This window comes from Pseudoxanthomonas sp. LARHCG66, assembly GCF_052871755.1.
This window is the reverse complement of the sequence record NZ_JBIXJW010000001.1, coordinates 1,138,909-1,151,942: the sequence shown is the minus strand read 5'-3', so window position 1 is coordinate 1,151,942 and position 13,034 is coordinate 1,138,909. Positions and strand designations below refer to the sequence as shown.

Here is a 13,034-nt window from a genome sequence, read left to right as displayed (position 1 = left end):
ATGGCTATCACTCAGAACTACGGCACCGGCCGTCGCAAGTCCTCCACCGCCCGCGTGTTCCTGCGCAAGGGCACCGGCAACATCACCGTCAACGACCGTCCGCTGGACGAATTCTTCGGCCGTGAGACCGCGCGCATGATCGTGCGCCAGCCGCTGGAGCTGACCAAGAACACCGAAAGCTTCGACATCAAGGTCACCACGACCGGCGGCGGCACCACCGGCCAGGCCGGCGCCATCCGCCTGGGCATCGCCCGCGCGCTGGTGGAGTACGACGAAACCCTGAAGAACGAGCTGCGCAAGGCGGGCTTCATGACCCGTGATGCGCGCGAAGTCGAGCGCAAGAAGGTCGGCCTGCACAAGGCGCGTCGCGCCACGCAGTTCTCCAAGCGCTAACAGACGCGCTACACTACGCGTCACTGGTTATACAGCCCCGTCGCCAAGCGGTAAGGCACCTGACTCTGACTCAGGCATTCGGTGGTTCGAATCCATCCGGGGCTGCCAACTCGAAGTCCACTGGACATCCGCAAAAGCCCGCCTCTGGCGGGTTTTTGCGTTGAGGGATCCCGCCTATGGTTGCCATGTTCCAACCCCCGTTCTGTCCGCCGGACGAGGCCCTGCGCCGCATGAAGGAGCGCGGCTACGTGGTGCTGGAGCCACGCGCCATGGCGGAGGCGACCGGCACCGGTCTCGATGCCCTCGACGAACTGCTTCCGAGTTGGGGGCGGCTGGAAGTGGACGAGTACCTGAAGGACGGCGGCCGTTACCGGCGCCGCCGGCATTCCTGCTTCATCGTCGACGCGGACGGGGTGCGCCAGGCACCGCATCGCGCGCACTGGCAGTCGCTGGACTACAACGCCCTCCACGGCGGCATGCAACGCTGGTTCCAGCCGATCGAGCCTGCCGTCAGCGGTGCCATCGCCTGGCGGCAGCTGCTGTCGGGGCTTGCGCGATGGTGCTCCACGCTGAGGGGCGAACGGACCTGGTTCGTCGAGGCACACCAGTTCCGCATCGACACGACCGATGGCATCGGGCGGCCCACGCCGGAGGGCGCGCATCGCGATGGCGTGGACTTCGTCGCAGTGCTGCTGCTGGACCGCGAGGGCATCAAGGGCGGCGAGACCCGCGTGTTCGCCGCCGCCGGACCGGACGGCCAGCGTTTTACCCTGGAGGCGCCGTGGTCATTGCTGTTCCTCGACGACGAGCGAGTGATCCACGAGTCCACGCCGATCCAGCCGCTGGACGCGCAGGGCCATCGCGATACGCTGGTGCTGACGTTCCGCCGGGACGGCTTCCAGGGTGAAGCGGGCGCAGGCTGATCGCGGCGCGTATTTCGTTACAATTGAAACCATGGCGCGTGGGCGCCGGCATCCTGGAGTTCCGATGAAGCTGGGTTCCCTGAAGGAAGGCGGTCGTGACGGCACGCTGGTGGTGGTGTCGCGCGATCTGGCGCGTGCCGTGCGCGCGACGGGCATCGCATTGACGTTGCAGCAGGCGCTTGAGGACTGGAGCAACATCGCGCCGCGCCTCAATGCAGTCTACGAAGCACTGAATGCCGGCAACGTCGATGGCATGTTCGACGTGGACTTCCACGCGCTGGCGGCCCCGTTGCCGCGGGCCTACGAGTTCGTCGATGGCAGCGCCTATTTGCCGCACGTCGAACGCGTCCGCCGCGCCCGCAACGCGGAGGTACCGGCGAGCTTCTACACGGATCCGCTGATGTACCAGGCCACCAGCGCCGCCTTTCACGGCCCGCGCGATCCGGTGAAAGTGGTCAGCGAAGACTATGGCATCGATCTGGAAGCGGAGATCGTGGTCATCACCGACGACGTGCCGATGGCGGTCACGCCCGCTCAGGCAGCCGGCCACATCCAGTTGATCGGTCTGGTGAACGATGTGTCCTTGCGCAACCTGATCCCGGGCGAACTGGCGAAGGGTTTCGGCTTCCTGCAATCCAAGCCGCGCTCGGCGCTGTCACCGGTGTTCGTGACCCCGGACGAACTGGACGATGCCTGGCGCGACAACAAGGTGCACCTGCCGCTGGTGACGCACATCAATGGCAACTGGTTCGGCGCACCCGAGGCCGGCGTGGACATGCAGTTCGATTTCGCCCAGCTGGTCGCGCACGCGGCCAAGACCCGGCCGCTGTCGGCGGGCACGATTGTCGGTTCCGGCACCATCGCCAACGAGGACACGTCCAGGGGCGCCTCGTGCTTTGCCGAGCAGCGCACCGTGGAGACCCTGCGTGACGGCAAGCCCTCGACGCCTTTCATGAAGTTCGGCGATCTGGTCCACATCGAGATGAAGGATCGTGACGGTCATTCCATTTTCGGTGTGATCGAGCAGAGGATCGAGCCGCAGCCCTTGCCTTGAAGGCGCGCGCGGGCCCAGTGTGAATACAGGAAGGCTCGAGGTGGACATGGACGCGTATTACAGGCAATCGAAGGGGCAAACCGCGGGAGGCGGCTTGCATGGCTGAGCAACTGCGGCTTTATTCCTATTGGCGCTCCAGTGCCGCCTACCGCGTGCGCATCGGCCTGAACCTCAAGGGGCTGGCGTACGAAACGGTGCCCGTGCACCTGGTCCGTGAGGGCGGGCAGCAGCACAAGCCTGATTACGTGGCCAAGAACCCCCAGCACATGGTGCCCACCCTGCAGCACGGGGAGCGCGTTATCCGCCAGTCGCTGGCGATCCTCGAGTATCTCGACGAAGCCTGGCCTTCACCGCGGCTGCTGCCCATGACGGCACGCGACCGCGCCCGCGTGCGTGCATTGGCGCAGATGGTCGCCTGCGACATCCATCCGCTCAACAACCTGCGCGTGCTGCAGTATTTCGACGGCACCTGGAACGTGCCGCAGTCCGAACGGGACGAGTGGGTCAAACACTGGATCATCGAAGGATTTGCCGCGGTCGAATCGCTGCTCGCCGAGGACTCCGCGACCGGCGCCTACTGCCATGGGCAGACACCGGGACTGGCGGATTGCTGCCTGGTGCCGCAGGTGTTCAATGCGCGTCGCTTCGGCGTGGACATGGCCGCGTTCCCGACCATCGTCCGTATCGAACAGGCTTGCCTGGCGTTGCCCGCATTCGACCAGGCGCGTCCCGAAAGCCAGCCTGACGCAAATGCCTGAATGAAAAAGGGCGGAGAACTCCGCCCTTTGGGATGCTTCTTCGCAGGCTATGGTGCCGTCAGCCGAAGCCGTGGGTGATGCGCGGCGAGCTTCCCGACGTGTCGTAGTCGGCGTAGGGGTCGTGCTCGCCCTTGCTGCCTTCAGACAGGCGGAACTTCAGCGCCAGGCCATCACGCGAGTCGGCGGCACGCAGCGCTTCCTCTTGCTCGATCTGGCCCTCCTTGACCATGCGGAACAGGCACTGGTCGAAGGTTTCCATGCCTTCCTCCAGCGACTCCTCCATGGCCTGCTTGATCTCGTGCACCTGGCCGCGGCGCAGCAGGTCGCGGATCATCGGCGTGTTGATCAGCACTTCGGCGGCCGGCATGCGACGACCGTCGGTACCTTTCACCAGGCGCTGCGACACCACGGCGCGCAGGTTCAGCGCCAGGTTCATCAGCACGTTCTTGTGCGCGCTTTCCGGGAAGAAGTTCAGGATGCGCTCGATGGTCTGGTCGGCGTTGTTGGAGTGCAGCGTGGCCAGGCACAGGTGGCCGGTTTCGGCGAAGGCGATCGCGGCCTCCATCGTGGTGGCGTCGAGGATTTCGCCGATCAGAATGACGTCCGGCGCCTCGCGCATCGCGTTCTTCAGCGCGTTGTGGAAGGCGTGCGTGTCCAGGCCCACTTCGCGCTGGTTGACGATCGACTGCTTGTGCTTGTGCAGGTACTCGATCGGATCCTCGATGGTGAGGATGTGGCCGGTGCTGGTGGTGTTGCGGTAGTCGATCATCGATGCCAGCGACGTCGACTTGCCCGAACCGGTGGAGCCGACGATCAGCACCAGCCCGCGCGGGGTCATGATGATGTCCTTCAGCACCGGAGGCAGGTTCAGCTCTTCGATGGTCGGGATCACACTGCGGATCGCGCGGATCACCATGCCCACCTCGCCGCGCTGCTTGAACACGTTCACGCGGAAGCGCCCCGCATCCTGCAGGGCGATGGCCATGTTGAGCTCCAGTTCGCGCTCGAACACGGGCACCTGGCCCTCGTCCATCAGCGAATAGGCGATCTTCTTCACCATGCCCGGCGGCAGACCGGTATTGCCCAAGGGATAGAGCTTGCCCTCGATCTTGATGTACACCGGCGCCCCGGTGGTGAGAAACATGTCCGAGGCGTTCTTCTCGGTCATCAGCTTCAGGAAATAGCCGATGTCCATGTGCAAAGCTCCCAAGATGCGCGGCGCGACGTTGCAACGGCGCCAAAGGCTTCCGACAATGGCCGCGCGCACCCCTCAACGTCACGGCACCCCAATGACAGTTAGCTTCTCACACTTCCGCTGGCCCCTGCATGTGATGGCGGCCGCAGTAGCAACACTGGCCTTGGCCGGCGAACCGGCACGCGCCCAGAGTGCAGCGCCCCCGGAACTGGAAGCCGCCGTGCAGGCGGTGCAGCGCGCGGACCAGGCGGATGCCGACCAGTACGCCCCGCAACCGCTGGAGGCAGCGCGGCAGGCGTTGGCGCAGGCGCAGGCCGCACACGCTGCGCGGGACAAGAAGGACGCACTGGACCTGGCCCTGCGGGCCACGGTGGATGCCGATCTTGCGCGCGCGCGCAGCCTGGAAGCCGTAGCGACGGCCGAAGTCGCGCAGCGGAAGGCGGAGATCGCCGACCTCCAGCGCCAGATCGGCGCGGAGGGTGGGCGATGAAGGCGTCTCGCAAGGTGACCCGTGCCGGCATGGTGGGGCTGATGCTGATGCTGGGCTCCAACACCGCGTCAGCGGCTGACAATCCCGTGGTCGTGCAGCTCAACCAGCGGTTGTCTGCGCTGCATGCCGATCCGGCGCTTGGGGAACTGGCGGCCTACGAGAAGTTGCAGGCACAACACGCCATCACCGCCTTCGACAAGGCGCGTCGCAGTCAGCGCGAGACTGCCCAGTACGTGGCGGAACGCCGGGTGGAGATCGCGGAGATCGCCGCACGCACCCAGGCGGCCCGTCGTGAAGTGGACCGGTTGGACCGGACCCGCAGCGAGTTGCTGGTGGAAGCGAGTCGCCGCGAAGCGGAGCGCGCGCGCCGGGAGGCAGAGCGCCTGCGCGTGCAGGCGCAGATCCAGGCCGAGGAAACCGAACGCCTCCGCATGGCTGCCGAGGCCGAGGCACTGGCGCGCCAGGAAGCGGAGATCACGCTGGATACCGTCGCGGGCCAGCAGGCGAACCGGCTGAGTGCGGCCCGTCAGCGCGAACTGAAACTGGCGCGCGAGGAGGCGGAACTGGTCTCGGGTGCCAAGCTGCCGCCTTCGAAGTTCGAAACCCGTGGTGAGGTCTTCACCCTGGGCGCCGACGTCTTCGCTGCCAATTCGGCGAAGCTGTCCGCCGGGGGCGCGTCGAGTGCTGCCGCGCTCGCCGCCTACCTGCAGGCCAACCCGAAAGCCCGGGCCCGCATCGACGGTTACGGGGACAAGCAGACGCCCGGACAGCGCCGGGCTGACGTGCTGCGAGATGCGCTGATGGCGGCCGGTGTAGCGAAATCACGCCTGCAGAGCGCAGGCAAGGGCACCGGCAGCAAGGCACGCGCGCTGGAAGTCGTCGTCACGCATTGATAACCCCATGTAAATCATGGGGTTATACGAGGTTGCAAGGCTTCGGCGAGGCTGGGCTGAATCCTGTTCTTGCGGGCTGAATCCTGTCGGATCAACCACTTGCAACGGGCCTTGTCGGGCCCGGCAGTGAGGAGTAGGGTCGTATACCCAAGCGATCCCCGTCGCTTGGCTCACCGGAGAATCGACCCGATGACGCCCGTACCGATCCCGCAGGAGACCGCCGCCGGCAGCCAGGCCGCAGCGGGCATTCCGGTGGGAAGTGCCCGCGCTGCCGGCCAGATGCTCCGCTCCCAAGCCAACGCCCCGTGCCTGCAGAGGCCGGGGCGTTCGTATTTCCGCTGAAGGAGGTAACGATCATGTTCGAAGGTCAACCGCAGGCCGAAATCGATGCACTCATCAAGGCCGATCCGGAGTTCAAGCAGCTGTACCAGCGCCATCGCGAGCTGGACAAGAAGGTCACCGACGCCGAGCTGGGTGTACTGCCCATCGACGACAACCGCCTCGGGCAGATGAAGCGCGAGAAGCTGCACGCCAAGGAGCGATTGCTCCGGATCTACGACGCCAAGCCGCACTGACGCCTGCCCCGCCACTTTCTTGTCGCGGGCGGCGGCGGCCTCCTCGTCGGCCGTCGCCGTCCGCGTCACCCTAGTGCGATAATCCGGGCCACGTTCCGCACCGGATGCACGGCCGCATGGCGATCCACTCCTCAGTACTCGAGCTGATCGGCGACACGCCGATCGTCCAGGCCAGGCGCTTGGACACCGGGCTCTGCACCCTCTACCTGAAGCTCGAAAGCGCCAACCCCGGCGGGTCCATCAAGGACCGCATCGGCATGTCGATGATCGAGGCCGCCGAAAAGCGCGGCGACCTGAAGCCCGGCGCGACCCTGGTGGAAGGCACGGCCGGCAACACCGGTATCGGCCTGGCCCTGGTAGCCCAGCAGAAGGGCTACAAGTTGATGCTGGTGGTCCCGGACAAGATGAGCCGGGAGAAAATCTTCAACCTGAAGGCCATGGGCGCCGAGGTCATCCTGACCCGCTCCGACGTGGCGAAGGGGCACCCGGAGTACTACCAGGACCTGGCCGAGCGCATTGCGCGTGAGACCCCTGGGGCCTACTTCATCAACCAGTTCGGCAACCCCGACAACCCGGCGGCGCACGAGTTCGGCACCGGCCCGGAAATCCTGCGCCAGATGGAAGGCCAGCTGGACGCCATCGTCTTCGGCTGCGGCAGCTCCGGCACGATGACCGGCCTGTCGCGCTGCTTCGCCGAGCATTCGCCGCAGACGGAGATGGTGCTGGCCGACCCGGTGGGCTCCATCCTCACCCAGTACATCAACGAAGGCACGTTGAGCACCAAGTCCGGCAGCTGGCTGGTGGAAGGCATCGGCGAGGACTTCCTGCCGCAGATCTCGGATTTCAGTCGGGTCAAGAAGGCCTATGCGATCAGCGACGGCGAGAGTTTCCACACCGCCCGCGAGCTGCTGGCGAAGGAAGGCATCCTGGGTGGTTCGTCCACCGGTACCCTGCTGGCGGCCGCGCTGAAGTACTGCCGCGAACAGACCACGCCGAAGAAGGTGCTGGTATTCGTCTGCGATACCGGCAACAAGTACCTGTCCAAGATGTACAACGACTACTGGATGCTGGACAACGGGTTCATCGACCGGCCCCAGTACGGCGACCTGCGCGACCTCATCCTGCGCCCGTACAGCCAGCGCGACACCGTGGTGGTCAGTCCGGCCGACCTGCTGACGACCGCCTACCAGCGCATGAAGCTGTACGACGTGTCGCAGCTGCCGGTGATGGAGGGTGACAGGCTGGCCGGCATCGTCGACGAGAGCGACGTGTTGCTGCACGTGTATGGCGACGAAGCCCGTTTCCGCGACCCGGTCTCCACCGCCATGGTCAGCAAGCTGGACCGGCTGGACGTGCATTCCCCGATCGAGGCCCTGCTGCCGGTGTTCGACCGGGGCCAGGTGGCCATCATCACGGATGGCGATGCCTTCCTTGGTCTGATCACCCGCATCGATCTGCTCAACTATCTGCGACGCCGAGCACAGTAGGTCCCCTGCCCGTGCTACCGGCACGGGCGGCGGCACGGCATGGACGGTACGTTAAGACCCGGCTGGTAGAATGCCCGGCTGTTTGAAGGAACATGAACATGGCGCAATCTTCGAGCCCCGCCAGTGGGGCGCCCGGCGACCTTGCCCTGGGTACACTGGCTATCCACGGTGGGCAGTCTCCGGACCCCAGCACCGGCGCGGTGATGCCCCCTATCTACGCTACGTCCACGTATGCACAGAGCAGCCCGGGCGTACATCAGGGCTTCGAGTATTCCCGTACGCACAATCCCACGCGCTTTGCCTACGAACGCTGCGTGGCGGCGCTGGAGGGCGGCAGCCGCGGCTTTGCGTTCGCGTCCGGCATGGCGGCCACCTCGACGATCCTGGAACTGCTGGACAGCGGCAGCCACGTCGTGGCGATGGACGACCTGTACGGCGGCAGCTACCGCCTTTTCGAGCGCGTGCGCCGACGTACCGCGGGGCTGGATTTCAGCTTCGTCGACATGACCGACCTGGCGGCGTTCGAGTCCTCGATACGACCGGAAACGCGAATGGTGTGGGTGGAAACCCCCACCAACCCCATGCTGAAGATCGTCGACATCGCCGCCATCTGCGGGATCGCGCACAAGCGCGGCTTGCGCGTGGTTGTCGACAACACTTTCGCCTCGCCGATCCTGCAGCGGCCGCTGCTACTCGGTGCGGACATCGTGATGCACTCCGCCACCAAGTACCTCAACGGCCACTCCGACATGGTCGGTGGCATGGTCGTGGTGGGAGATGATGCCGAACTGGCCGAACAGATGGCCTTCCTGCAGAACTCCATCGGTGCGGTGCAGGGACCTTTCGACAGCTTCCTCGCTTTGCGTGGATTGAAGACGTTGCATCTGCGGATGAAGGCGCATTGCGAGAATGCCCTGGCGCTGGCGCAGTGGCTGGAGACGCATCCGGCGATCGAGAAGGTTATCTATCCAGGGCTGGAGTCGCATCCGCAGCACGCGCTGGCCACCAAGCAGATGCAGGGCTATGGCGGCATCATTTCGATCGTGCTGAAAGGCGGCTTCGAGGCGGCGAAAAAGTTCTGCGAGAACACGACGCTGTTCACGCTCGCAGAATCGCTGGGCGGCGTGGAAAGCCTGGTGAATCATCCCGCAGTGATGACGCATGCTTCTGTGCCGCTGGAGCGGCGGGAGAAGCTCGGGATCAGTGGTGGGCTGGTCAGGCTCAGTGTGGGTGTGGAGGATTTGCACAACCTGCAAGCCGATATGCAGAATGCCCTGGTCGCGCGCGCATGATGGCGCGCCTGCAGAATGGGCGGCTCGTCTATGGTCGATTGCGCAAGCTGTTTGGGCTGACGCTTTCGCTGGCTTGGCGCGATATTGCTTCCCGCTATCGTGGGGCTAATCTCGGCCTGCTCTGGACCGTCCTCAACCCGCTATTGATGCTGGCGGTCTATGGCTTGGCGTTTGGCTACGTATTCCGGGCCAAGTGGCCGGGCTTGGAAACCAGCGGAGACTTCGTTCGTCTCCTCTTCATCGGCATTGCCATCCATGGATTCTTCGCCGAGTGCTTGACTCGCTCTCCTGGTTCAATCGCTTCCAATCCGAGCTTCGTCAAGAAAGTGGTGTTCCCACTGGGCATCATTCCTCCCGTCACCGTCTTGGTCGCGCTGTTCAATTTCTTTGCTGTCTTGTTGGTGTTCTTTTTCATGCAGCTGGTGCTTGGTGAAGGCTGGTCGTGGCATTACCTGCTGCTGCCGGCCGTGCTGGTTCCCATGTTCTTGCTTGCTCTGGCGCTGTCTTACTTGCTCAGCTTCCTTGGGGTCTACTTCAAGGACATAAATCAGATAGTGCCGAGCGTTAGCACCGTGCTCCTGTTCGTTTCCTCGGCCATCGTGCCTGTCTCGACGCTGCCGCCCGAACACCAGCGCTGGTTCTTCCTTAATCCGATCACCTTCTACATCGACCAGACGCGCCAGGCACTGCTATGGGAACAGCCGCTCGATTGGGAGGGGCTGGCAGTACGTACGCTGTCTGGTTTGGTTTTGCTCGCCGTCTCGATATACCTGTTCCGCCACGCCCGCAGGGGATTTGCAGATGTCATCTGAAACCGCCATCAGCGCTCTAGGTGTCGGCAAGACATTCCGCTCTTACGCAAAGCCGCATCACAGGTTGGCGGAGCTGTTCGCACCTCGTCGAGAAAAGCAATGGGGGCGTGATTTCCAAGCGTTGAGTGAAGTCGATTTCGAGGTGTTCCGAGGCGAGACGGTTGGCATCCTTGGGCGCAACGGCTCCGGTAAATCGACGTTACTGCAGATCCTTTGTGGAATCATGGAGCCTACGAGCGGACGAGTGAAAGTCTCGGGCAGGATCGCGGCGTTGCTTGAGTTAGGCGCAGGCTTCAATCCTGAATTCAGCGGACGAGAGAATGTGAGGTTGTACGCCGGCGTGCTCGGCCTGGATGCGGCTGTGGTGGAGGCTAAGCTCCCCAACATCATCGAATTCGCGGATATCGGTCATTTTATCGACGAGCCCGTGAAGCATTATTCAAGCGGCATGTTCGTACGCCTCGCATTCTCGGTTGCCATCCACGTCGATCCAGAGATACTCGTCGTCGACGAGGCGCTGTCTGTCGGGGACGAAGCATTTCAGCGAAAGTGTTTCAGTCGGATAGAAGAATTGAAAAGGGGGGGCGCCACGATCCTGTTCGTCTCCCACTCTGCCGCTACGATTCTCCAACTCTGCGATCGCGCCATGGTGCTCCATGCCGGTAAGCGCATCTACTTCGGCAAGCCCAACTCTGCGGTCGGGATCTACCAGCGGATCATCTATGCGCCAGCAGATCGCATCGGCAACTTGGTCGAGCAAGCGACTGCGTTGGATCGTGCTGGCATGGAATGGTGCACGGACGAGTCCGGGAGCGAAGCGGCGGAGCAACCGCAGACCATCACCGGCGACATAGACGTGGAGCGTTTCGATGCCGGGCTCGTGTCCCAGAGCCGCTTTGAATTCGAACGTCATGGGGCCTGCATCATCGATCCGCGTATCACCAATGCGGCAGGCGAAATCGTCAACGTCTTGCGTCATGGTGCGCTGTATCGGTATGAGTTCGAGGTGCGCTTCGACCGACAAGCTTCCCATGTCCACTTCGGCATGCTGGTGAAGAGCGTGACCGGCGTGGAGTTGGCGGGCGCTTCGTCCCACCGATTCGATGAGTCCTTGGGCGATGTGCATGCAGGTAACAGGGTGAGGGTGCGCTTCCACTGGCGTTGCAACCTGCTGCCGGGAATGTACTTCCTCAATGCCGGCTGCAATGGTGTGCTGTCCGTCGAAGTCGGCGAGACGTTCCTGCACAGGATCGTCGATGCTTTCGCATTCCGTGTCGAGATCGCCGAGAGGCCGCGCCGGACTGCGGGCTTCTTCGACATTCTGGCCGAACCGTTCGTTGAACTCGAATCCATTGGGGCTTGAGGATATGCACAGTTCAGACCGCTCAACCGTCATCGTGCTGGGGCCGCCCCGAAGCGGAACCTCCGCTGTGTGCCACGTTCTGCGAGATCTCGGCATCGACTTCGGCGATCCCAAGCTGTTTGTCAACCCAGAGAAGCATGCGCATAACCCCATCTTCTTCGAGCTCGTCGAACTCAATGAGATTAACGATGAGATTCTTGCGGAACTCGGCTGGTCTTATCGTGATTTCGTTGCGACGCCGCTCGCGGGGGATTTTTCGCCGGAGATCGCCGACAAGTTCGAAGTCCGTATTGCCCGATTCATCGAGTCGAACTTTGGCAGCTCCACGGAGATCGGACTGAAGGATCCCAGGTTCTGCTTCACGCTTCCTGTATGGACTACGATCCTGGGCCGGCTGGGAATTCGCCAGCGCCATCTGCTGACGCATCGCGATGGGGAGGCGGTGGCCGTTTCGAATTTCCGTCTGAGTCCCACGCGCGGAATTGACTACGCGCGCAGGATCGTCGATCTCTCGATGGGTGCTGCGTTGCATCTTCTCGATGGACGCGACTACCAGGTTGTACGCTTCGAGGGACTGGCCAAGGCGGACGAGGCGTCGATCGCCGCGCTGGCCGACGTGAGCCAGCGCTCGGTAGGGCTGGTTAAGGAGGTCGTCGCCAGCGTCTTCGACGACACGCTTGTCCATGGTCATGGCGACGAGTTTCATGATCTCGCTCTATCCACCGGCACCGACTATGCCGAAGTCGCACGGCTCATCCGCCGGTTTCGCTTGCCGGTTGGTGAAACGATACCGCATGCGCAGGCCAGCTCGGAGGTCGAAGTCGTGGGGCATTTGCTGGGAATCACCGGTCTGTTCGATCAGCGCGCTACGTTCGAATTCGGCAAGGTGCAGCTGTACTTCCGACTGGAGAACGAAAGTTACTGTGAGGAGAGCTCGATCGTCATGCCTTGGCCGTCGCGCGCAGACACCGATGTCATCGCATTCGAGTTGCCTGAGGATTGCAACGCCGGCTATATCAGGCTTGATCTCAACGATTCGCCCGGCGCCTACGCGGTACGGCAACTATCGATAGACGGACAGGCCGTCGCGCCGATCCGACATGCGATAGCGGGTAGTGGCGCCGTGCTGGAGTTGCAGAACGGAAGCATCGGGTTGGTGGCAAATCACGACGATCCTTGGCTGGAGTTCAAGTTGCCGATTCCCGATGCGTGCAAGTTGACCGTACTCATGCAGCGCATGTCGCTTGCCGACCTGGGGCGCCGTGGCTTCGACGACACACAGGTCGCGAATCTCCTTGAGGGCTTGAATCGGCGCATCGCACAGGTTGAAGACAGGATCGTGGGCTTCTGGGAGGACACGACCAGCACCGTCGCCGACGAGATCCGGCAGGCGACCGTTACGGTGCAGGACGGACTGAGTGGCATCCAACGTAAGCAACATGACACAGATACCCTAATTTCTGCAGTTGCGGCAGACGATTCGGCGGCTGCGGAGCGGCTCAGCAGTGAGCTCCTGCGCGTGGCAGATGCGATAAAGGAGGGAGTTATCCCTTCGGTGGATGGCTTGCGAGGCGACTTGGATCGTACGACTCGAGAGTTGCGGTCCGATCTTCTGCGGGTCGAAGGGGATATGCAAGAACAAGTGCGCGAGCATCGTGCTCTTACGGTCCAGGGAAATGAGGCGCTGGAAGAAATCAGGGCAAGGAACTTTAAGAAGATGCTCCAAGGTTGGTTCAAATGAGTGGCCCGCGAGCAGAAGGCCAGGTCGGTGTCAGATCGGCATTTTTTGCACGTTTCAG

At 63.2% G+C, this 13,034-nt stretch carries 13 protein-coding genes and 1 tRNA gene; 13 read left to right on the top strand and 1 reads right to left on the bottom strand.

Features of this window, described 5'->3' with window-relative positions; translation table 11 throughout:
* The 5 genes from rpsI to maiA all read left to right on the top strand — a co-directional run bounded on the left by rpsI (window position 1) and on the right by maiA (window position 3,128).
* A complete protein-coding gene (rpsI, locus tag ACIPRS_RS05495) occupies window positions 1-393 on the top strand; it encodes a 30S ribosomal protein S9 (protein WP_192200190.1) in 393 nt (130 codons plus the stop codon).
* A gap of 33 nt (window positions 394-426) precedes the next feature.
* Window positions 427-501: transfer RNA gene (locus ACIPRS_RS05490), tRNA-Gln, on the top strand.
* Window positions 502-569: 68 nt separating this feature from the next.
* Complete coding sequence (locus ACIPRS_RS05485) at window positions 570-1,316, top strand: 2OG-Fe dioxygenase family protein (protein ID WP_446537790.1); 747 nt, start codon at window positions 570-572, stop codon at window positions 1,314-1,316.
* Between the two features lie 64 nt (window positions 1,317-1,380).
* Window positions 1,381-2,370, top strand: coding sequence for a fumarylacetoacetate hydrolase family protein (locus ACIPRS_RS05480; protein ID WP_192200191.1), 990 nt, complete (start codon window positions 1,381-1,383; stop codon window positions 2,368-2,370).
* 98 nt (window positions 2,371-2,468) lie between these two features.
* Window positions 2,469-3,128, top strand: coding sequence for a maleylacetoacetate isomerase (gene maiA / locus ACIPRS_RS05475; RefSeq protein ID WP_192200192.1), 660 nt, complete (start codon window positions 2,469-2,471; stop codon window positions 3,126-3,128).
* Window positions 3,129-3,186: 58 nt separating this feature from the next.
* Here the strand turns inward: maiA and ACIPRS_RS05470 are convergent, their stop codons facing one another.
* On the bottom strand, window positions 3,187-4,323 hold the full coding sequence (locus ACIPRS_RS05470) for a PilT/PilU family type 4a pilus ATPase (protein ID WP_192200193.1): 1,137 nt from the start codon (window positions 4,321-4,323) through the stop codon (window positions 3,187-3,189).
* A gap of 94 nt (window positions 4,324-4,417) precedes the next feature.
* Between ACIPRS_RS05470 and ACIPRS_RS05465 the strand changes: the two genes are divergently transcribed.
* The 8 genes from ACIPRS_RS05465 (at window position 4,418) to ACIPRS_RS05430 (ending at window position 12,976) form a co-directional block, all read left to right on the top strand.
* Window positions 4,418-4,813, top strand: a complete 396-nt coding sequence (locus ACIPRS_RS05465) for a DUF4398 domain-containing protein (protein ID WP_337730619.1) — start codon at window positions 4,418-4,420, stop codon at window positions 4,811-4,813.
* Between the two features lie 29 nt (window positions 4,814-4,842).
* A complete protein-coding gene (locus tag ACIPRS_RS05460; RefSeq protein ID WP_446538011.1) occupies window positions 4,843-5,706 on the top strand; it encodes a hypothetical protein in 864 nt (287 codons plus the stop codon).
* A 356-nt stretch (window positions 5,707-6,062) separates the two neighbouring features.
* On the top strand, window positions 6,063-6,281 hold the full coding sequence (locus ACIPRS_RS05455) for a YdcH family protein (protein WP_142123411.1): 219 nt from the start codon (window positions 6,063-6,065) through the stop codon (window positions 6,279-6,281).
* Between the two features lie 116 nt (window positions 6,282-6,397).
* Window positions 6,398-7,768, top strand: coding sequence for a pyridoxal-phosphate dependent enzyme (locus ACIPRS_RS05450; protein ID WP_446537789.1), 1,371 nt, complete (start codon window positions 6,398-6,400; stop codon window positions 7,766-7,768).
* A 98-nt stretch (window positions 7,769-7,866) separates the two neighbouring features.
* Window positions 7,867-9,060, top strand: coding sequence for a cystathionine gamma-synthase (locus ACIPRS_RS05445; protein ID WP_446537788.1), 1,194 nt, complete (start codon window positions 7,867-7,869; stop codon window positions 9,058-9,060).
* Complete coding sequence (locus ACIPRS_RS05440) at window positions 9,057-9,872, top strand: ABC transporter permease (protein WP_446537787.1); 816 nt, start codon at window positions 9,057-9,059, stop codon at window positions 9,870-9,872. Before ACIPRS_RS05445 ends, ACIPRS_RS05440 begins: the two co-directional genes overlap by 4 nt.
* Complete coding sequence (locus ACIPRS_RS05435; protein ID WP_446537786.1) at window positions 9,862-11,235, top strand: ABC transporter ATP-binding protein; 1,374 nt, start codon at window positions 9,862-9,864, stop codon at window positions 11,233-11,235. The genes ACIPRS_RS05440 and ACIPRS_RS05435 overlap by 11 nt, the downstream gene beginning before the upstream one ends.
* On the top strand, window positions 11,210-12,976 hold the full coding sequence (locus ACIPRS_RS05430; protein WP_446537785.1) for a hypothetical protein: 1,767 nt from the start codon (window positions 11,210-11,212) through the stop codon (window positions 12,974-12,976). Before ACIPRS_RS05435 ends, ACIPRS_RS05430 begins: the two co-directional genes overlap by 26 nt.
* Window positions 12,977-13,034: the final 58 nt, after the last annotated feature.

Bases quoted from the DNA above. Each gene is read 5' to 3' on its own strand.
- rpsI (WP_192200190.1), top strand. From the start codon at position 1: ATGGCTATCACTCAGAACTACGGCACCGGCCGTCGCAAGTCCTCCACC.
- ACIPRS_RS05485 (WP_446537790.1), top strand. From the start codon at position 570: ATGGTTGCCATGTTCCAACCCCCGTTCTGTCCGCCGGACGAGGCCCTG.
- ACIPRS_RS05480 (WP_192200191.1), top strand. From the start codon at position 1,381: ATGAAGCTGGGTTCCCTGAAGGAAGGCGGTCGTGACGGCACGCTGGTG.
- maiA (WP_192200192.1), top strand. From the start codon at position 2,469: ATGGCTGAGCAACTGCGGCTTTATTCCTATTGGCGCTCCAGTGCCGCC.
- ACIPRS_RS05470 (WP_192200193.1), bottom strand. From the start codon at position 4,323: ATGGACATCGGCTATTTCCTGAAGCTGATGACCGAGAAGAACGCCTCG.
- ACIPRS_RS05465 (WP_337730619.1), top strand. From the start codon at position 4,418: ATGACAGTTAGCTTCTCACACTTCCGCTGGCCCCTGCATGTGATGGCG.
- ACIPRS_RS05460 (WP_446538011.1), top strand. From the start codon at position 4,843: ATGGTGGGGCTGATGCTGATGCTGGGCTCCAACACCGCGTCAGCGGCT.
- ACIPRS_RS05455 (WP_142123411.1), top strand. From the start codon at position 6,063: ATGTTCGAAGGTCAACCGCAGGCCGAAATCGATGCACTCATCAAGGCC.
- ACIPRS_RS05450 (WP_446537789.1), top strand. From the start codon at position 6,398: ATGGCGATCCACTCCTCAGTACTCGAGCTGATCGGCGACACGCCGATC.
- ACIPRS_RS05445 (WP_446537788.1), top strand. From the start codon at position 7,867: ATGGCGCAATCTTCGAGCCCCGCCAGTGGGGCGCCCGGCGACCTTGCC.
- ACIPRS_RS05440 (WP_446537787.1), top strand. From the start codon at position 9,057: ATGATGGCGCGCCTGCAGAATGGGCGGCTCGTCTATGGTCGATTGCGC.
- ACIPRS_RS05435 (WP_446537786.1), top strand. From the start codon at position 9,862: ATGTCATCTGAAACCGCCATCAGCGCTCTAGGTGTCGGCAAGACATTC.